The organism is Microbacterium sp. AC035, from assembly GCF_979258485.1.
This window is the reverse complement of record NZ_OZ409858.1, coordinates 1,810,582-1,828,152: the sequence shown is the minus strand read 5'-3', so window position 1 is coordinate 1,828,152 and position 17,571 is coordinate 1,810,582. Positions and strand designations below refer to the sequence as shown.

Sequence of the window (17,571 nt, the reverse complement as noted above, 5' to 3'; positions counted from 1 at the left end):
ACGATGTTCCGCAAGTCGATCTACAAGAACCCCGCTCAGCTGCGGGCGATGGTCGAGCCCGGCCTCATCACGGCCGCGGCGCTGGACGCCGTCCGGCCGCTGATCCGCCCCGGTGTCACGACCCTCGAGCTCGACGCCGAGGCGAATCGCGTGATCCTGGCGCGCGGCGCGGAATCGAACTTCCAGCTCGTTCGCGGCTACCGCCACACCACGTGCATCTCGGTCAACGAAGAGGTCGTGCACGGCATCCCCGGTGAGCGGATCCTGCAGGCAGGCGACATCGTGTCGATCGACTGCGGTGCGCAGTTCCAGGGATGGAACGGTGACAGCGCGATCACCGTTGTCGTCCCCGACGACACGCGCCCCGAGCTCGTCGCGCAGCGGCAGGAGCTCTCGCGCGTGACAGAGGGCTCGATGTGGGCCGGTATCGCCGCAATGGCGTCCGCTTCCCATCTCGGTGACATCGGCGCCGCCATCCAGGGTTACATCGAGGCTCAGGGCCCGTCAGCGGTCTCGGGCGAGACCTACGGAATCCTTCGCGAGTACGTGGGCCACGGCATCGGTCGCAAGATGCACGAGGCGCCGAGCGTCTTCAACTACCGCACCCCCGATCCCGGCGCAGAGGTCAAGCCCGGTCTCGTGCTGGCGATCGAGCCGATGGTGACCGCCGGAAGCGATGAGACCTTCGTCGAGGACGACGACTGGACCGTCTCGACGGTCGACGGCACCGACGGCTCGCACTGGGAGCACAGCGTCGCCGTGCACTCTGACGGCATCTGGGTTCTCACCGCACCCGACGGGGGAGCAGCGGGCCTCGCGCCATTCGGCGTGACGCCTGTGCCGATCGCCTGATCTCAGCGCGCAGCCAACTGCACAGGATCTGCGATCCTGCGCGCGATCACAACGCGCACATAGGTTTCTCCGGGCACAATGGGTGTATGGGTGCGCATGCACCCGAAGACTTCAGGCCGGGCCCGCCGCGGGCGGGCCTCGACAGAAACGGAAAGCAATGGCAGCCGCGAAGAGCAACACCAACTGGTTCGTTATCGGCGTCTCGGCGGCAGTGGTGGTCGTGCTCGCCGTGCTCGCCTTCGTCGTCGTGTTCCTGAACAACCAGGCCACCGCGCCGGGCACGGCACCGCAGAGCTCCATCGTCAACGAGGAGACGGGCGCCATCTCATTCGGAACGGGTGAGGACGAGATCGACACCTACGTCGACTTCATGTGCCCCGTGTGCGGTCAGTTCGAGGACGCCTACGGCGAGCAGCTGCAGGCCGCCGCGGCTGACAACCAGATCACCCTGAACATCCACCCGGTGTCGATCCTCAACCGTCTCTCCACGACAGGGGAGTTCTCGTCGCTGTCGGCGGGCTCGATGTACTGCGTCGCGTCGGAGGCCCCCGACTCGACCCTCGACTACTTCAACCTGCTCTTCGCGAACCAGCCGGAGGAGAACTCCGCCGGGCTCAGCGCCGACGAGCTGAGTGCTCTCGCCGAGCAGGCCGGTGCCGGAGCTGCCGCAGACTGCATCGCGGACGGGACGTACAACAAGTTCGCGGAGTCGCAGACGAAGGCCCACGAGATCTCGGGAACGCCGACCGTGGAGATCAACGGCACCCGCATCGAGAACAGCGAGATCCAGACGGAGTTCGCCAAGATCTTCGGCTGATCTCCTCCATTCGCCTCACGAGAGTTCCGGCATCCTGCTCAGGTTGCCGGAACTCCCGTTGTCGGATAACATAGATCCTTGGTGCCTTGCGCCTTGATTCGGCGTGTCTGAATCGGCAGAAAGCACCGCAATCCAATCACCCACCGCAGATCGACCGGTCTGCAGAAGCGTCAGCGAGGCTATGGCTAAGAAAGACGGTGTCATCGAGATCGAGGGCGTGATCTCCGAGGCTCTGCCCAACGCGATGTTCCGCGTTGAGCTCTCCAACGGACACAAGGTCCTTGCAACGATCTCAGGCAAGATGCGGCAGAACTACATCCGCATCATCCCCGAAGACCGCGTGGTCGTGGAGCTCAGCCCCTACGACCTCACCCGTGGACGAATCGTCTACCGCTACCGCTGATCGGTCGAGAAGTAACACCCCAGGCACTCTGCCTGCCCGGTGAAGACAGCGAATAGGAAACATCATGAAGGTCAACCCCAGCGTCAAGCCCATGTGCGATCACTGCAAGGTGATCCGCCGTCACGGCCGCGTCATGGTCATCTGCAAGAGCAACCCGCGCCACAAGCAGCGCCAGGGCTGAGCGCCCGTCGGCGCTGCCGGCGGACTCTTCGGATCTGACTCACAACTCAATACACACAACGGCAGGATCAGATCCCACGCGAGTGGGGGACACCTCGGGGCGGAGGCCCGAGCACCGATCCTGCTCCACACCTCCACAACACCCAGGAGAACCGCATGGCACGTCTTGCCGGCGTTGACATCCCGCGCGATAAGCGCGTGGTGATCGCCCTTACCTACATCTACGGCGTCGGCCGTACCCGCTCGGTCGAGATCCTCAAGGCTACGGAGATCGACGAGAGCATCCGCGTGAAGGACCTCAGCGATGACCAGCTGATCGCCCTCCGCGACTACATCGAAGGCACCTACAAGGTGGAGGGTGACCTGCGCCGCGAGGTCGCCGCAGACATCCGCCGCAAGGTCGAGATCGGCTCCTACGAGGGCGTCCGCCACCGTCGTGGCCTCCCGGTCCGTGGTCAGCGCACCAAGACCAACGCCCGTACCCGCAAGGGCCCGAAGCGCACCGTCGCAGGCAAGAAGAAGGCCCGCTAAGCGCGGCCCCCAGGGACTAGGAGAACACTTTCATGGCTGCACCCAAGGCCGCCGCGCGCAAGCCGCGCCGCAAGGAAAAGAAGAACATCGCGCTGGGCCATGCCCACATCAAGTCGACGTTCAACAACACCATCGTTTCGATCACCGACCCGTCCGGCGCTGTCATCAGCTGGGCATCGTCGGGTGGTGTGGGCTTCAAGGGCTCGCGCAAGTCGACCCCCTACGCCGCTGGTCTGGCCGCCGAGTCGGCTGCCCGTCAGGCGCAGGAGCACGGCGTCAAGAAGGTCGACGTCTTCGTCAAGGGACCGGGCTCTGGTCGCGAGACCGCGATCCGTTCGCTGACGGCCGCCGGCCTCGAGGTCGGCTCGATCCAGGACGTCACCCCGCAGGCGCACAACGGCTGCCGCCCGCCGAAGCGCCGCCGCGTCTGATCCGGCTTGTTGAGCCGCTCGGTCCTTCGGGGCCGAGCGGCTCGACGCCCGCCAGCGCGGGCATCGACTTCCAAAACTCAAAACCTCACCCCACCACATGTCATATAGCGGGCATGTGATCGAAAGGAACACAGAGTGCTTATTGCACAGCGTCCCACACTGACCGAGGAAAAGATCGTCGAGAACCGTAGCCGGTTCATCATCGAGCCTCTGGAGCCCGGCTTCGGATACACGATCGGCAATGCGCTTCGCCGCAGCCTGCTGTCGTCGATCCCCGGCGCCGCGGTCACCAGCGTTCGCATCGACGGCGTGCTGCACGAGTTCAGCACCATCCCCGGCGTGAAGGAGGATGTCACCGAGATCATCCTCAACATCAAGCAGCTCGTGGTCTCGTCGGAGCGCGACGAGCCCATCACGGCTTACCTGCGCAAGACCGGTTCGGGCGAAGTGACCGCCGCTGACATCTCGGCTCCGGCCGGTGTCGAGGTCCAGAACCCCGAGCTCGTCATCGCGACGCTCAACGAGACCGCGAAGTTCGAGCTCGAGCTCACGATCGAGCGTGGCCGCGGCTACGTCTCGGCGACGCAGAACCGCAACGAGTACGCCGAGGCCGGTCAGATCCCGATCGACTCGATCTACTCGCCGGTGCTCAAGGTCAGCTACCGCGTCGACGCCACCCGTGCGGGTGAGCGCACCGACTTCGACAAGCTCGTCCTCGACGTCGAGACCAAGTCCGCCATCAGCCCCCGCGACGCCGTCGCTTCGGCTGCGAAGACGCTCACCGAGCTGTTCGGTCTCGCTCGCGAGCTGAACGTCGAGGCTGAGGGCATCGAGATCGGCCCGGCACCGGTGGAGGCAGTGAACTCCAGCGAGCTGTCGATGCCGATCGAGGACCTCGACCTTTCGGTCCGCTCGTACAACTGCCTGAAGCGTGAGGGCATCAACACTGTTTCCGAGCTCGTCGCCCTGTCGGAGACGCAGCTCATGAACATCCGCAATTTCGGCCAGAAGTCGGTCGACGAGGTGCGCGACAAGCTCATCTCGCTCGGTCTGTCGCTCAAGGATTCGGTGCCCGGTTTCGACGGCGCCCACTTCTACGGCGGCAGCGAAGACGAGTCCTTCTGACCCACCCGGATTGTCATCTGGCAGAGGCCAGCTGACCCGACCTTTCCTGACCAGGAGTGAGATATGCCCAAGCCCACTAAGGGTCCCCGCCTCGGAGGCGGCCCCGCACACGAGCGTCTGCTGCTTGCCAACCTCGCGGCGCAGCTCTTCATCCACAAGTCGATCAAGACGACCGAGACCAAGGCCAAGCGCCTGCGTCCGCTCGCGGAGCGTCTCATCACGCTCGGCAAGCGCGGCGACCTGCACTCGCGTCGTCGTGCGATGACCGTGCTGCGTTCCAACAAGGACGCCGGACACGTGCTCTTCACCGAGATCGCTCCGCTGGTCGCAGACCGTGAGGGTGGCTACACCCGCATCACGAAGGTCGGCAACCGCAAGGGTGACAACGCCCCCATGGCCGTGATCGAGCTCGTTCTCGAGCCCGTCACCCCCAAGGCGAAGTCCACCAAGAAGGCTGCCAAGGCTGAGAAGCCCGCCGAGGTCGTCGAGGAGGCTCCGGCAGAAGAGACCACCGACGCCGGTGCCGAGTCGCAGGCCGAGGGAGAGGCAGCCGAGGCTGCCGCCGAGGACGCCGTCGAGAACAAGTCCGAGTAAGCAGCTCGCTCGTTCGAAGAAGCCCGCCGCCCCGAAAGGGACGGCGGGCTTCTTCATTTCGGAGAGGCTCAGCGTGTGCGCAGATCCTTGCGCAGGATCTTTCCGGATGCCGACTTCGGGATGGCGTCGATGAACTCGACCTGCCGCACCTTCTCGTGAGGGGCGACATGCGCCGCCACGTGGGCCATCACGGCATCCGCATCGAGCTCCGCTCCCTGCTGCACCACGACGAACGCCTTCGGGACCTCTTGCCCGTCGGCGTCGGGCGCGCCGATGACCGCCGCATCGGCGATGGACGGGTGCTCGAGCAGCACCGCCTCGAGGACGGCCGGCGCCACCTGGTAGCCCTTGTACTTGATGAGCTCCTTGAGCCTGTCGACGATGCGGAAGATGCCGTCGTGCGTCACGGTCGCGACGTCGCCGGTGTGCAGCCAGCCGTCGGTGTCGAGCATCTCGGCCGTGGCATCCGGCCTGTTGAGGTAGCCGGCCATGACCTGGGGGCCGCGGATGAGCAGCTCACCCGGAGCGCTGACGCCCTCGGTCGGCGCATCGACGTCGCTGCCGTCCTCCGCGACGAGCCGCGCCTCGGTGCCGGCGAGCAGCAGGCCGACCGAGGAGCGGTCGATGTCCGGGCGGTCGTAGGGGATCGCATGGGTGACCGGGCTCGTCTCCGTCATGCCGTACCCCTGGCACACCGTGCATCCGAGGCGGGTCGCCACCGCTGATGCCAGCGTCCCGTCGAGCGGAGCGGCCCCTGAGAAGATGACCTTGATCGCCGAGGTGTCGTACTGGTCGACGAGCGGATGCTTCGCGAGCGCGACGGCGATGGGCGGTGCGATGAAGACCCAGCTGGTGCGGTGCTCCTGGACGACGCGGAGGAAGTCCGTGAGATCGAACCTGGGCATGGTGACGAGAGCCGCACGCTGGCGCAGCGCGAAGTTCAGCAGCACTGTCATGCCGTAGATGTGGAAGAACGGCAGGACGGCGAGCACGCGGTCGTCGTCGCCGAGCGAGATCGTGGAGCGGCACTGGCTGACGTTGGCTATCAGGTTGCGGTGCGTGAGCATGACGCCCTTGGGCCTGCCGGTCGTGCCCGAGGAATAGGGGAGCACGGCGAGATGCGTCGCCGGGTCGAAGCTCACCTCGGGGGCGGTACGGCCCTCGCCGAGCAGGGCGGGCAGCGACGGATGCCCGTCTGCGCCGTCGAGGACGATCACGTGGTCGTCGTCGAGTCCGACGGCCGCGGCCGCCGCCTTCGCCCCGGCGAGCAGCGGTGAGACGGTGATGAGCCACGTCGCCTCGGCATCCGTCAGCTGATTCGCGATCTCCTCGGGCGTGTAGAGGGAGTTGATCGTGGTCGCCGTCGCCCCCGCGCGAAGGATGCCGTGGAAGACCGTCGCGAACGCGGGGATGTTGGGGCACAGCACGCCCACCTTCGTCCCGACGCCCACTCCGCGTGCAGCGAGTGCGCCGGCGAACAGGTCGATCTGTGCGATCAGCTGGCGATAGGTCGTCGTCGCACCGCTGACGCCGTCGACGATCGCAATCGCGTCGAGGCGGTCCTCCTCGACGTCGCCGAACAGGAAGTCGTGGATCGAGACCTCAGGGATCTCGACATCGGGATAGGAACTGCGCACCATGAGATCTCCTTCGATCCGGGTCATCGACGACGTCGTCTGATGCGATCCAGTGTCGCACAGGAGGAGACCCGGTCCCAGGGGCTTTCGCAGCCGATGAGCACGCAGGCAGCGGTCATGACGGTCCGGTGGCCCGATACCGCGTGCCGGGCCGACCCTTCGTCGAGTAGTCGAGGGTGCGGATCGCGCGCCCTGTGCTCGCGAGGTGTTCGAGGTAGCGCCTGGCGCTGACACGCGAGATGGTCAGATCGTCGCCGATCTCGGTGGCGGAGGCATCGGGGCGAGCTGCGAGGGCCGATGAGATCCGATCGAGGGTCTCGGGGCTCAGCCCCTTGGGGAGCCCGAATCGCTGACGGAAGGCGATGATCGCGTCTGCTGCCTCGACTCGCTGCACCACGTCGTGCAGCTCGGTGTGATCGCGCAGCAGCAGAGTGGCCTCGACATCGGCGCCGTCGACGCGGCTTCCGGTGCTGCGAGCCACCAGGACGTGCGATCCGACGATCACAGGTCGCCCCTCGTTCTCGCCGATCCTGAGCACGTCGAGCAGCTCGTCGTCGAGGACGTCGGCCACGGCGGCGTCATCGAGCTCGCTCGAGTCCTTCTCGAGCAGGCGTGCGGCGGCGTCGTTCGCGAGGGTGATCCGACCGGCGCCGTTGACCGTGATGACGCCCTCGCTGAGCCGATGCAGGGTCGTCTCCTGGTTCTTCACCAGGGCGGCGATCTGATGGGGCTCCAGCCGATAGATGCGTCGTCTGATCACCGAGGTGACCCACGCCGAGCCGAAGACGCCGAGCACGGCGGCCGCGAGCATCGCCGAGATCAGCCAGGTGAGATTGGCGGTGAACTCCTCGTTGAGCTCCGACTCGAGGATGCCGACGGATGCCGTGCCGATGACCACGCCGCCGTCCTCGCGGATCGGCACCTTGACGCGCCAGGACGTGCCCAGCGTGCCGGTCTGGGTGCCCACGTAGATCTCACCGGCGAGCGGCACGGACGGATCCGTCGACACCCTCTCTCCGATGCGGTCGGGATTCGGATGGGAGTAGCGGATGCCGTCGGCATTCGCGACCACCACGTACGCGAGATCCGAGGCCTCGCGGATCACTTCGGCGATCGGCTGGATCGCTGCGGCGGGTTCGAGGTCGTCGAAGGCCTCGAGCACGGGAGGAAGCGCCGCGATCGACTGGGCGACGGCCTGCATCCGATCCTTGTAGGCCTCCCGGAGCGCCTGCTCCTGCAGGGCACCGGCGACGATCCCGGTCGCGAGGGTCACCAAGAACACGATCAGCGCCTGCAGAGCCAGGAGCTGCACCCGGAGCGTCATCCTTGAGGCCACTCGACCATTGTCCTCGCTGCGCGCGTGCGCCGCGACGCGGGGCGACGGGCGATCGCGACCAATACTTTCGGAACGCGACCAATGGTTTCCGAAGCTTGAGCGGCGGCATCCGTCCTCCCAGGGTGGACGAACAGCAACACGAACGCTCAAGGAGGAGCGCACATGAAGAAGTCACGTATCGGCACGGCGGTGGCAGTGGCAGCGGCAACCGCACTCGCACTGACCTCGTGCTCGGGCAGCACCGAACCCGCTGGCGACGACGCTGCGGATGAGGCCGTCACGATCAGCGACGTGAACATCGTCGTCCCCGCAGATCCGGGTGGGGGATGGGACCAGACCGGACGCGCGCTCTCGCAGCTCCTCACGGAGGAGAAGATCGTGGGCTCCGCGCCGGTCACCAACGTCGGCGGCGCCGGCGGCACCGTCGGGCTCGCCCAGCTTGCGAACGAGCAGAACCCGGCCACCCTGATGGTGATGGGCCTCGTGATGGTCGGCGCGGTCGAGACCAACGCCTCGGCCGTCCGCATCGAGGACACGACCGCCATCGCCCGACTGACAGACGAACCGCTGGTCGTGGTCGTCCCGGCGGACTCGGAGTACGACACGCTCGAGGATCTCGTGGAGGACGTCGTCGACAAGGGGCAGGAGGTGACCATCACCGGCGGCTCCGCCGGCGGCGCGGACCACATCCTGGCCGGGCTCATGCTCGAGGAGGCCGGGCTCGACGGCGCCGAGATCGCCGAGAAGCTCAACTACACCCCGAACTCGGGTGGCGGTGAGGCGACCTCTCTGATCCTGGGCGGCAAGGTGGACGCCGGCATCTCGGGCGTCGGCGAGTTCTTGCAGCACATCGACGCGGGCACGATGAAGGCTCTCGCGGTGTCATCGGATGAATCGGTCGAGCAGCTCCCCGAGGTCCCCACGATCACGGATTCCGGTTATGACGTCGTCCTGACGAACTGGCGCGGGGTGATCGCACCCGGAGAGATCGACGATGCGAACCGCGAGGAGCTGACGCGGATCGTCACGGAGCTGCACGATTCGGAGGCCTGGACGGCCGAGCTCGAGACGCGAGGGTGGGCTGATGCGTTCCTCACGGGCGAGGAGTTCGACGAGTTCCTCGACGAGAACATCGAAGAGGTCACCGCGACCCTGCAGAACATCGGTCTGGTCGGCTGACATGATCACCGGGTCCTCCGGGCCCGACGGTGTGCGGATCGGCGAACGCCGATCCGCACGCATCGTCGGCCCCGTGCCAGTGGGTGAACTCGTCTTCGCCCTGCTGATGGTCGCGCTGGGCGTCTTCGCCCTGATCGGCGTCTTCTCCATCCATGTTCCGGTCGGCGCGCAGGTCGGTCCGACCGTGTTCCCGATCTTCGTCGCGATTCTGCTCCTGGGATCCGCGGTAGCCGTGCTCATCGGCATCCTGCGCGGGCAGAGGGGAGTCCCTGAAGACGGGGAGGACGTCGATCAGTCGCTCCCCACCGACTGGGTCACTCTCGTGAAGATCGCCGCATTCCTCGTGGCGCACCTCTTCCTGATCGCACCTCTCGGCTGGGCACCGGCCGCAGCGATCCTGTTCGGCGGTGTCGCCTGGTCGCTCGGCGCGAAGCGCTGGTGGGTGGCTCTCAGCGTCGGGATCGCCCTCGCTCTCGTGGTTCAGGTCGTGTTCGGCGGTCTGCTCGGACTGTCTCTGCCCTGGGGGCCTGCTCTGGCCTGGCTCGGGAGGATGTTCTGATGGACAGCTGGTCTCTGCTCCTCGAGGGGTTCGCGACTGCGCTGCAGCCGCAGTACCTCGTCTTCGCGTTCATCGGCGTGCTCATCGGCACTGCGGTGGGCGTGCTCCCGGGAATCGGCCCCGCCATGACGGTGGCGCTGCTGCTGCCGCTCACCTACACGCTCGAGCCGGCTGCCGCTCTGATCACCTTCGCGGGGATCTACTACGGCGGGATGTACGGCGGCTCGACCACGAGCATCCTGTTGAACACCCCGGGGGAGTCGGCTTCGATCGTCACCGCGATCGAAGGCAACAAGATGGCCAAGATGGGCCGTGGCGCGGCAGCGCTCGCGACCGCCGCCCTCGGGTCGTTCGTCGCCGGCACTCTCGCGACCATCGGCCTCACCCTCCTGGCTCCCGTGCTCGCGCAGTTCGCCGTCAACCTCGGTCCGGCCGACTACGTCGCACTCATCGTCGTCGCCTTCATCACCGTCGGAGCGCTCATGGGCTCGTCGGTTCCTCGCGGCCTCCTCTCGCTCGGGGTGGGGCTGTTCCTGGGTCTCGTCGGAACCGACCGGCTCTCCGGGCAGCAGCGGTACACGCTCGGGCTGCTGCCACTCGCCGACGGCATCGACATCGTGCTGGTGGCGGTCGGACTGTTCGCCGTCGGAGAGACGCTGTACATCGCCGCGCGGCTGCGGCACGGGGCGATCGACGTGATCCCGGTGACGCGCGGATGGCGCAACTGGATGAAGAAGGACGACTGGCGTCGTTCGTGGAAGCCCTGGCTGCGCGGCACTGCGATCGGCTTCCCCATCGGAACGATCCCCGCGGGCGGCGCCGACGTGGCGACCTTCCTCTCGTATGCGACCGAGCGCAAGCTCTCGAAGCACAAGTCCGAGTTCGGACGCGGGGCGATCGAGGGCGTCGCCGGACCGGAGTCCGCGAACAACGCGGCCGCCGCCGGAGTGCTCGTTCCGCTGCTGACGCTCGGACTGCCGACCACAGCGACCGCCGCGATCATCCTCACGGCCTTCCAGTCGTACGGGCTGCAGCCGGGACCGATGCTGTTCACGAGCCAGTCGAACCTGGTGTGGGCGCTGGTGGCGAGCCTCTACATCGGCAACGTCATCCTGCTCGTGCTGAATCTTCCGCTCGTGGGCATGTGGGTGAAGCTCCTGCAGATCCCGCGGCCGTACCTCTACGCGGGGATCCTCGTGTTCGCGGCGTTCGGCGCCTATGCGCTGAACTACTCGGTGGTCGACATCCTCATCCTGACGATCATCGGGGTGCTCGGGTTCTTCATGAGACGGTACGGGTTCCCGGTCGCTCCGCTCGTGGTCGGCATGATCCTCGGACCGATGGGTGAGGCGCAGCTGAGGCGCGCCCTCCAGCTCAGCCAGGGAGACCTGACGACGCTCGTCGCGCAGCCGTTCGCGGCGACCGCCTACGCGCTGCTGGCACTCCTGATCGTCGGCGGCCTGTGGCTGCGTCGTCGTCAGCGCCGCTACGAGCAGGCGCTGACCGAATCGATCTCGGTGCCGATCAAGGCCGACTCCGAGGTCTGAGGGAAGAACGGAGGGGGAGCCTGAGAGTAGGCTGATCCGGTGAGTGATGCAGAGACCCTGAGCAGAGGGCCTCGCGCCTACACGGCATTCGTCGGCATCGGCCTGATCGCAGGACTCCTCTCCGGCCTCTTCGGCGTCGGCGGCGGCACGGTGATCGTTCCGCTGCTCGTGCTCTTCCTGCACTTCAACCAGCGGCTCGGCGCCGGCACATCGCTCGCGGCGATCGTGCCGACCGCGACGGTCGGCGTCGTCTCCTACGCGATCAACGGGTCGGTCGCCTGGATCCCCGCGCTGATCCTCGCAGCGGGCTCCGTGGTCGGCGCGCAGATCGGCACTCGGATGCTGCCGAAGATCTCGCAGACGGTGCTGCGCTGGTTCTTCGTCGGCTTCCTCGTGGTCGTCATCGTGAGCCTGTTCCTGGTCGTCCCCTCGCGCGACGCGGAGTTCGAGCTGCAGCTGCTCAACGGACTCGCTCTCCTGGTCGTGGGCGTCGCCACGGGCATCCTCGCAGGGCTCATCGGGGTGGGCGGCGGAGTGATCGTCGTGCCGATCCTGATGCTCGCATTCGGCACGAGCGACCTCGTGGCCAAGGGCACATCGCTGCTCATGATGATCCCGACCGCGATCTCAGGCACGATCGGCAACCTGCGCAACCACAACGTCGATCTCCTCGCAGCGGCGATCGTCGGAGTGTCCGCCTGCACGACCACCGCGCTCGGCGCATGGCTGGCCACGCTGATCGACCCGCAGGTGGGGAACATGCTGTTCGCGGCATACCTCGTGGTCATCGCGGTGCAGATGGCGATGAAGGCGATCAAGGGGCGCAAGAAGAAGGACTGACGGTTGCCGTGCGCCCGCAGATGAAGCGATCTTCATCTGCGGCTCATCGTGGCATCATCATCGACCGGCATCATGGTGGCATGACCGACCTACGACGCCTCCTGATACCGGGTGCCTTGATCGCCGTGCCGGTGATCTTCGCGGCAGGCAGCATCGCCCTCGCGCAGATGCCCCCGGCGCCGCAGATCCCCACGAAGCCCGTCGTGGTGCAGCTGGCGCCCACTGCCGAGCCGAGCGTCCCTGCCGCACCGCAGCCGACGACACCCGTCGTCCCTGACCCGGCACCCGCCCCTGCCCCCGTGCCGGAGCCCGCTCCGGCACCCGCTCCGCAGGTCGGCGATGACGATGACGATGACGGCGGCGACGATGATGACTGACGCGCCCACCCTGCCGATCGACATCGTCGCCCAGCCGGAGCCGCAGCCGGCCCGACCGGACGAGACCTCCTCCCACGTGTCTCGCGGCGGTGCGCCTCTGCGCACGCTGCGTCCGCGCACGCTGCCGGCACGGTGGCGGATCACGCTGTGGATCGTCCTCAGCACCCTGATCACGCTCATCGCAGTAGGGGTCATGGGGCGGAGCATCTTCCTCGCGAGCGTCGAGCAGGCAGCCAACTCCGAGATCGAGCAGGAGGCCGCCGAATTCTCGCGTTTCGCCGAGGACACGGCGGCCGGGGCCCATTCCTCTGCCGAGGCGATGCTCACGGAGTACCTGGCCCGCCAGTCGGCGCACGAGGACGAGGTGGTGATCGCGGCCGTCGACGGACAGGTGATCGCGATCGCGAACGGCCGTGCGGATGCCGCGGATGCCGCGGACGCCACCGACGCCCCGGAGGCCATCGACCTGTCAACGGTCGCAGGTGGCGAGATGCTCGTGAGTCGTCTGCTCAACACGGAGGCATCCTCGGGCGCGCTGGAGTCGTCCGACACGGGACCCCTTCGGTGGGGGCGGCTGGACTTCACGGCCGGCGAGCAGCAGGGAGCAGTCCTGATCCTTCAGTACACGCAGGATTCTCGCGCGCAGGTCGATGACGCCTTCGTGACGATCGCCTGGGTGGCGTTGATCGGTGTGCTGCTCAGCTCCGGCGTCGCATGGCTCGTGGCCGGTCAGATCCTGGCTCCGGTCCGTGAGGTGTATCGGGTGGCGCGAGACATCGGAGAGCACGATCTCACTGCCCGCGTGCCGGTGGACGGCACCGACGACATCGCTGCGGTGGCGACGACCTTCAACCAGATGCTCGACCGGCTCGAGTCGGTGCACGCCACGCAGCAGCGCTTCGTCGATGACGCGGGGCACGAGCTGCGCACACCGATCACGATCGTCCGCGGCCAGCTCGAGCTGCTCAGCGAGGACCCCGAGGAGCGTGCGGAGACGCTGCGGCTGGTGAGCGGAGAGCTCGATCGGATGAGCCGGATCGTCACCGACCTTCTCGTGCTGGCTCGGGCCGAGCAGCACGACTTCGTGCGGGTGGCGCAGTGCGAGGTCTCGATGCTGACTCTCGACATCGAGGCGAAGGCCCAGGCTCTGGGCGATCGTCGCTGGCAGCTCATGGAGATCGCGGAAGGCTCTGCGGAGCTCGATCCGCAGCGGATCACGCAGGCGGTGCTGCAGTTGACCGCGAACGCGGTGCAGGTGACCTCCGACGGGGACCGGATCGAGCTCGGCTCCCGGTTCGACGGCGAGGGTGCGGAGCGGCGCCTGCGCCTGTGGGTGCGCGACAGCGGTCCCGGTGTCGCGGCAGTCGACGCGGAGCGCATCTTCGAGCGATTCGCCAGAGGAGACACCACCGGTGTTCGCCGCGGCTCGGGTCTCGGACTCGCGATCGTGCGGGCGATCGCCGACGGCCACGGCGGCTCAGCCTGGGTCGACAGCGTGCTGGGAGAAGGGGCGATGTTCGGCATCGACGTACCCGCGCCCGTGACGGCCGGCGTTGCGGACCCGTCGGATGAGAGGAAGCACTGACATGCGGAACATCCTGATCGCCGAGGACGACCCTCACATCACCTCGTTCGTACGCCGAGGACTCCGTGCCGCGGGATACGACACCGCGGAAGCCGCGGACGGCCACACCGCGCTTCTGATGGCGCGCAGCGGCACGTTCGACCTCGTGCTGCTCGACATCGGCCTCGGCGGCATGGACGGGTTCGACGTGCTCGCCAATCTTCGGGGTGAAGGGGTCACGACGCCGGTGATCATTCTCACGGCACGGGATTCCGTCATCGACACCGTGCGCGGACTCGAGAGCGGCGCGAACGACTACGTGACGAAGCCGTTCCAGTTCGCCGAGCTCGCCGCCCGGGTGCGGTTGCGCATCGGCGATGGCGAGGGGCGTGCGACGGGCCCTGTGCTCGCGCACGGCGACGTCCGCGTCGACGTGCGAGCGCGCAGCGTCACGGTCGCCGGGGCGATGCGCGAGCTCACCTCCCGCGAGTTCTCGCTGCTCGAGGTATTCCTGCAGAACGCGGGGCAGGTGCTGTCGCGCGACCAGCTGATCGGGCACGTATGGGGCATGGACTTCGACCCCGCCTCGAACGTGGTCGACGTCTACGTCCGCGCCCTGCGCAGCAAGATCGGCTCGGAGCGCATCGAGACGGTTCGCGGGGCGGGGTACCGATTCCGATGAGCACTCCCGCCGACGGCATCCCCCCGATCGCCGAGCACGCACGCTTCGCCACCGTGCCCCCGCACCGCACAGGCGTGCTTCCGCCCGCGCACCGGAGCGCGTCCCCCTTCTCCGCCGGACGTGCGACCCGCCCACGGGCGGCAACGGTCGGACGCCGGCTCGTGCTGCGTCTCGTGGTCGCGGCCGCGATCGTCGTGGCAGGCATCGTGATGGCACTCGCTTCGGCTGCCCCCGCATCTTCAGGCGGCCCGACCCTGCCGATCGCGGTGACCATCACGGTCTTCCTGCTCGCCGTGTGGGCCTGGGCGGCCACCCCTCTCGACGACACGCTCGTCGCGTTCCTCGCCGCGGTCGCGCTCATCGTCACCGGCATCCTCCCGGCGAGCACGTTCTTCGCGTCACTCGGAGACGAGACGATCTGGCTGCTGATCGGGGCGTTCGTGATCGCCGCAGGAGTATCGTCTTCGGGGCTCGCCCTGCGCGGTGCCGCGCACCTGCTCCGCTTCGCCCGCGGGCCCCGCAGCCTCTTCCACCTGACGACCGTGGCGCTCACGCTCACCGCATTCGCCGTGCCCGCGACCTCGGGGCGCGCCGCGCTCGCCGTTCCGGTGTTCACCGCGGTATCCGATGTCCTGCCCGGCCGTGAACGCGTCGTCAGGGCGCTTGCGCTGCTGATGCCGACGGTGGTGCTGCTGTCCGCCGTCGGCTCCCTGCTCGGTGCCGGAGCGCACATCATCACCGACCAGCTGCTTCGCGCCGCGGGCGAGCCGGGGTTCACCTTTCTCGGGTGGCTGTGGCTCGGCCTCCCGCTCGCCATCGTGTCGTCGCACCTCGCGTGCGAGATCATCCTGTGGCGCTTCACCCGCCGCACCGACCGAGCCGGCACGCCGTTGCGTCTGAGCCCCGCCGACCTGGCCCGTTCCGCCTCGACCGCTGTGACCGGTCCCCTCAGCGCGGTCGAGCGCAGGGCGGCGATCCTGCTCGGAGCGGTCGTAACCCTCTGGGCGACCGAGCCGTTGCACCAGCTCTCCCCGGCCCTCGTCGCGCTGCTCGGTGCGGTCGCGGCCGTCTCCCCGGGGATCGGCTGCACGACCTTCCCGGCCGCCGTCAAGCGCGTGCCCTGGTCGCTGCTCCTCTTCCTCGCGGCGACCCTCGCGCTGGCGTCCGCGCTCACCGGCACCGGCGCCGCGACCTGGCTGAGCACCACCGCACTCGCCCCGATGAGCGGCCTCGGCTCCGCGAGCGCGGTGGTGTTCGTGCTCGTCGTGATCGCTGTGTCGACCGCCGCGCACCTGCTGATCCCGTCACGGTCGGCGAGGTCGGCCGCGATCATCCCGGTCGTGATCTCCGTGGCCCCCGCGCTGGGCGTCGATCCGATGGCGGCGGCGTTCGCGTCGACTGCCGCAGCGGGCTTCTGCCACACTCTCCCCAGCTCGGCCAAACCGGTCGCGATGTTCGCCGATCCCGAGGTCGTGCCGCACAGCTTCACCCCGCGCGACCTGCGACGTCTCTCGGTGATCCTCGCACCGGCGATGTTCGTGCTCGTCGCCGTCTTCGCACTGTGGATCTGGCCGTCGATGGGTCTGCCGCTGCTGCGCTGACCCTCGCCGCACTCCCCAGCCATCCCCCCTTCCGCGTGCACCGCCGGTGCACCGGTGATCGTCGTGCCCACACGGGCAGAACTCGCCCCGAGGGGCGCAGAAGGAGAAGACATGTCCATTCACATTCCGCAGCGCATCCTGATCGCACCGAGCGGCTTCAAGGAGAGTCTGAGCGCCGAGGCGGTCGCACAGGCGATCGCATCCGGTGTGCGCCGGGTCATACCCGGTGTGCAGGTCGACGAGTTCCCGGTGCCCGACGGCGGAGAGGGAACGGCCGCGGCGCTCGCCGCGGCCACCGGCGGCGACCTCGTGCCGCGCGTCGTGACGGGGCCGGTCGGCTCACCGGTGCACGCGCACTGGGCCCGGCTCGGCGGCCACGCGGCGGGAACCGCCGTCGTCGAGATGGCTTCCGCGGCGGGGCTGCGGCTGGTGCCGCGCGACCGTCGAGACCCTGGCGAGACCACGACCCGCGGGGTCGGCGAGCTGATCGCCGCCGCCCTCGACGACGGTGCCGAGCGGATCATCGTCGGCTGTGGCGACTCCGGAACGAGCGACGGAGGCGCGGGGGCGCTCGAGGCCCTGGGTGCGCGGATCCTCCGTTCCGACGGCGCAACGATCCTGGCCGGAGGGCGGCACCTCGGTGAGGCGGTCGAGCTGGATCTCTCCGGGCTGCACCCGCGCATCGGCGAGGTCGAGATCGTCCTCGCCTGCAACATCCACAACGTGCTGTGCGGGCCGCGCGGCGTTGCGCGAGTCTTCGGGCCGCAGAAGGGCGCGACCCCCGCACAGGTCGAGCACCTCGCGGCGGCGCTCGACACCTGGGCGGGACTGCTCGAGGAGCAGAGCCCGTTCGGTGCCGGGATGGACGTCCGCACGGGCGGTGGCACCGGCGCGTCCGGCGGTCTGGGCGCAGGGCTCGCGGCCGTGCTCGGAGCTCGTCTCGCACCGCGCTTCGAGGTGCTGCTCGACAGCGGCCTGCTGCCGAACGCGGTCGACGAGCTGATGGCGGTCGCCGATCTCGTCATCACCGCAGAAGGTGCCATCGACTTCCAGACGCCGCGAGGAAAGGTGCCGGCGGAGATCGCGATGCGTGCCCGTGTCGCCGGAGTGCCGGTCCTCGGAATCGCCGGCTCTCTGGGGGAGGGGGCGCCCTCCGTGCACGACATCGGCATCGATGCGATCGCGTCGATCATCACCGTGCCCATGCCGCTGGCGCAGGCAGTGGAGCAGGGCGAGGCGCTGCTGCGCGATGCAGCCGAGCGGAGCATGCGGATGGTGCTTCTCGGGTCGGCCATGTCGGCGAGAGGCGCCTGAAC

The 17,571-nt window shown here is 68.0% G+C and carries 19 protein-coding genes; 17 read left to right on the top strand and 2 right to left on the bottom strand.

What is annotated here, in order from left to right; translation table 11 throughout:
• Window positions 1–3: 3 nt before the first annotated feature.
• The 8 genes from map to rplQ all read left to right on the top strand — a co-directional run bounded on the left by map (window position 4) and on the right by rplQ (window position 4,933).
• On the top strand, window positions 4–852 hold the full coding sequence (gene map, locus ACZ0AA_RS08925) for a type I methionyl aminopeptidase (RefSeq protein WP_463512699.1): 849 nt from the start codon (window positions 4–6) through the stop codon (window positions 850–852).
• Window positions 853–1,009: 157 nt separating this feature from the next.
• Window positions 1,010–1,669 carry a DsbA family protein gene (locus ACZ0AA_RS08920; RefSeq protein WP_400866020.1) on the top strand — a complete coding sequence of 220 codons (660 nt, stop codon included), beginning with the start codon at window positions 1,010–1,012 and terminating at the stop codon, window positions 1,667–1,669.
• A 181-nt stretch (window positions 1,670–1,850) separates the two neighbouring features.
• Window positions 1,851–2,072: a translation initiation factor IF-1 gene (infA, locus tag ACZ0AA_RS08915; RefSeq protein ID WP_017201569.1), complete on the top strand. Its 222-nt coding sequence runs from the start codon at window positions 1,851–1,853 to the stop codon at window positions 2,070–2,072.
• 64 nt (window positions 2,073–2,136) lie between these two features.
• Entirely contained in the window at window positions 2,137–2,253 is a 117-nt protein-coding gene (rpmJ, locus tag ACZ0AA_RS08910; RefSeq protein WP_033106073.1) for a 50S ribosomal protein L36, read from the top strand.
• 155 nt (window positions 2,254–2,408) lie between these two features.
• Window positions 2,409–2,783 (top strand): 30S ribosomal protein S13, encoded by a 375-nt coding sequence (gene rpsM / locus ACZ0AA_RS08905; RefSeq protein WP_042538794.1) that lies wholly within the window; start codon window positions 2,409–2,411, stop codon window positions 2,781–2,783.
• Between the two features lie 32 nt (window positions 2,784–2,815).
• Window positions 2,816–3,214, top strand: a complete 399-nt coding sequence (rpsK, locus tag ACZ0AA_RS08900; protein ID WP_042538796.1) for a 30S ribosomal protein S11 — start codon at window positions 2,816–2,818, stop codon at window positions 3,212–3,214.
• Window positions 3,215–3,349: 135 nt separating this feature from the next.
• The gene (locus ACZ0AA_RS08895; RefSeq protein WP_042538798.1) at window positions 3,350–4,339 is read left to right on the top strand and encodes a DNA-directed RNA polymerase subunit alpha; all 990 of its coding nucleotides are present in this window, start codon (window positions 3,350–3,352) and stop codon (window positions 4,337–4,339) included.
• Window positions 4,340–4,402: 63 nt separating this feature from the next.
• A complete protein-coding gene (rplQ, locus tag ACZ0AA_RS08890; protein ID WP_400866015.1) occupies window positions 4,403–4,933 on the top strand; it encodes a 50S ribosomal protein L17 in 531 nt (176 codons plus the stop codon).
• Between the two features lie 68 nt (window positions 4,934–5,001).
• Here the strand turns inward: rplQ and ACZ0AA_RS08885 are convergent, their stop codons facing one another.
• Together ACZ0AA_RS08885 and ACZ0AA_RS08880 are read right to left on the bottom strand one after the other, a co-directional pair.
• The gene (locus ACZ0AA_RS08885) at window positions 5,002–6,573 is read right to left on the bottom strand and encodes an AMP-binding protein (protein ID WP_400866012.1); all 1,572 of its coding nucleotides are present in this window, start codon (window positions 6,571–6,573) and stop codon (window positions 5,002–5,004) included.
• Between the two features lie 112 nt (window positions 6,574–6,685).
• Window positions 6,686–7,906: a hypothetical protein gene (locus ACZ0AA_RS08880; RefSeq protein ID WP_400866009.1), complete on the bottom strand. Its 1,221-nt coding sequence runs from the start codon at window positions 7,904–7,906 to the stop codon at window positions 6,686–6,688.
• A 162-nt stretch (window positions 7,907–8,068) separates the two neighbouring features.
• Here ACZ0AA_RS08880 and ACZ0AA_RS08875 point away from each other — a divergent pair, with 162 nt between their 5' ends.
• The 9 genes from ACZ0AA_RS08875 (at window position 8,069) to ACZ0AA_RS08835 (ending at window position 17,569) form a co-directional block, all read left to right on the top strand.
• Window positions 8,069–9,085 carry a Bug family tripartite tricarboxylate transporter substrate binding protein gene (locus ACZ0AA_RS08875; RefSeq protein WP_400866006.1) on the top strand — a complete coding sequence of 339 codons (1,017 nt, stop codon included), beginning with the start codon at window positions 8,069–8,071 and terminating at the stop codon, window positions 9,083–9,085.
• A gap of 1 nt (window position 9,086) precedes the next feature.
• The gene (locus ACZ0AA_RS08870) at window positions 9,087–9,644 is read left to right on the top strand and encodes a tripartite tricarboxylate transporter TctB family protein (protein WP_400866003.1); all 558 of its coding nucleotides are present in this window, start codon (window positions 9,087–9,089) and stop codon (window positions 9,642–9,644) included.
• Entirely contained in the window at window positions 9,644–11,191 is a 1,548-nt protein-coding gene (locus ACZ0AA_RS08865; protein ID WP_400866000.1) for a tripartite tricarboxylate transporter permease, read from the top strand. The genes ACZ0AA_RS08870 and ACZ0AA_RS08865 overlap by 1 nt, the downstream gene beginning before the upstream one ends.
• A gap of 39 nt (window positions 11,192–11,230) precedes the next feature.
• A complete protein-coding gene (locus tag ACZ0AA_RS08860; RefSeq protein WP_400865997.1) occupies window positions 11,231–12,031 on the top strand; it encodes a sulfite exporter TauE/SafE family protein in 801 nt (266 codons plus the stop codon).
• An 80-nt stretch (window positions 12,032–12,111) separates the two neighbouring features.
• Window positions 12,112–12,408: a hypothetical protein gene (locus tag ACZ0AA_RS08855; protein WP_400865994.1), complete on the top strand. Its 297-nt coding sequence runs from the start codon at window positions 12,112–12,114 to the stop codon at window positions 12,406–12,408.
• Window positions 12,401–13,993, top strand: a complete 1,593-nt coding sequence (locus ACZ0AA_RS08850; protein WP_463512698.1) for a sensor histidine kinase — start codon at window positions 12,401–12,403, stop codon at window positions 13,991–13,993. The genes ACZ0AA_RS08855 and ACZ0AA_RS08850 overlap by 8 nt, the downstream gene beginning before the upstream one ends.
• A gap of 1 nt (window position 13,994) precedes the next feature.
• Window positions 13,995–14,654, top strand: coding sequence for a response regulator transcription factor (locus tag ACZ0AA_RS08845; RefSeq protein ID WP_400865988.1), 660 nt, complete (start codon window positions 13,995–13,997; stop codon window positions 14,652–14,654).
• Window positions 14,651–16,255 carry an SLC13 family permease gene (locus tag ACZ0AA_RS08840; RefSeq protein ID WP_400865985.1) on the top strand — a complete coding sequence of 535 codons (1,605 nt, stop codon included), beginning with the start codon at window positions 14,651–14,653 and terminating at the stop codon, window positions 16,253–16,255. Before ACZ0AA_RS08845 ends, ACZ0AA_RS08840 begins: the two co-directional genes overlap by 4 nt.
• 111 nt (window positions 16,256–16,366) lie before the next feature.
• Complete coding sequence (locus ACZ0AA_RS08835) at window positions 16,367–17,569, top strand: glycerate kinase family protein (RefSeq protein ID WP_400865982.1); 1,203 nt, start codon at window positions 16,367–16,369, stop codon at window positions 17,567–17,569.
• Window positions 17,570–17,571 lie beyond the last annotated feature (2 nt).

Coding starts and splice junctions, on each gene's coding strand:
- map (WP_463512699.1), top strand. CDS start 4: ATGTTCCGCAAGTCGATCTACAAGAACCCCGCTCAGCTGCGGGCGATG.
- ACZ0AA_RS08920 (WP_400866020.1), top strand. CDS start 1,010: ATGGCAGCCGCGAAGAGCAACACCAACTGGTTCGTTATCGGCGTCTCG.
- infA (WP_017201569.1), top strand. CDS start 1,851: ATGGCTAAGAAAGACGGTGTCATCGAGATCGAGGGCGTGATCTCCGAG.
- rpmJ (WP_033106073.1), top strand. CDS start 2,137: ATGAAGGTCAACCCCAGCGTCAAGCCCATGTGCGATCACTGCAAGGTG.
- rpsM (WP_042538794.1), top strand. CDS start 2,409: ATGGCACGTCTTGCCGGCGTTGACATCCCGCGCGATAAGCGCGTGGTG.
- rpsK (WP_042538796.1), top strand. CDS start 2,816: ATGGCTGCACCCAAGGCCGCCGCGCGCAAGCCGCGCCGCAAGGAAAAG.
- rplQ (WP_400866015.1), top strand. CDS start 4,403: ATGCCCAAGCCCACTAAGGGTCCCCGCCTCGGAGGCGGCCCCGCACAC.
- ACZ0AA_RS08885 (WP_400866012.1), bottom strand. CDS start 6,573: ATGGTGCGCAGTTCCTATCCCGATGTCGAGATCCCTGAGGTCTCGATC.
- ACZ0AA_RS08875 (WP_400866006.1), top strand. CDS start 8,069: ATGAAGAAGTCACGTATCGGCACGGCGGTGGCAGTGGCAGCGGCAACC.
- ACZ0AA_RS08870 (WP_400866003.1), top strand. CDS start 9,087: ATGATCACCGGGTCCTCCGGGCCCGACGGTGTGCGGATCGGCGAACGC.
- ACZ0AA_RS08865 (WP_400866000.1), top strand. CDS start 9,644: ATGGACAGCTGGTCTCTGCTCCTCGAGGGGTTCGCGACTGCGCTGCAG.
- ACZ0AA_RS08855 (WP_400865994.1), top strand. CDS start 12,112: ATGACCGACCTACGACGCCTCCTGATACCGGGTGCCTTGATCGCCGTG.
- ACZ0AA_RS08850 (WP_463512698.1), top strand. CDS start 12,401: ATGACTGACGCGCCCACCCTGCCGATCGACATCGTCGCCCAGCCGGAG.
- ACZ0AA_RS08845 (WP_400865988.1), top strand. CDS start 13,995: ATGCGGAACATCCTGATCGCCGAGGACGACCCTCACATCACCTCGTTC.
- ACZ0AA_RS08840 (WP_400865985.1), top strand. CDS start 14,651: ATGAGCACTCCCGCCGACGGCATCCCCCCGATCGCCGAGCACGCACGC.
- ACZ0AA_RS08835 (WP_400865982.1), top strand. CDS start 16,367: ATGTCCATTCACATTCCGCAGCGCATCCTGATCGCACCGAGCGGCTTC.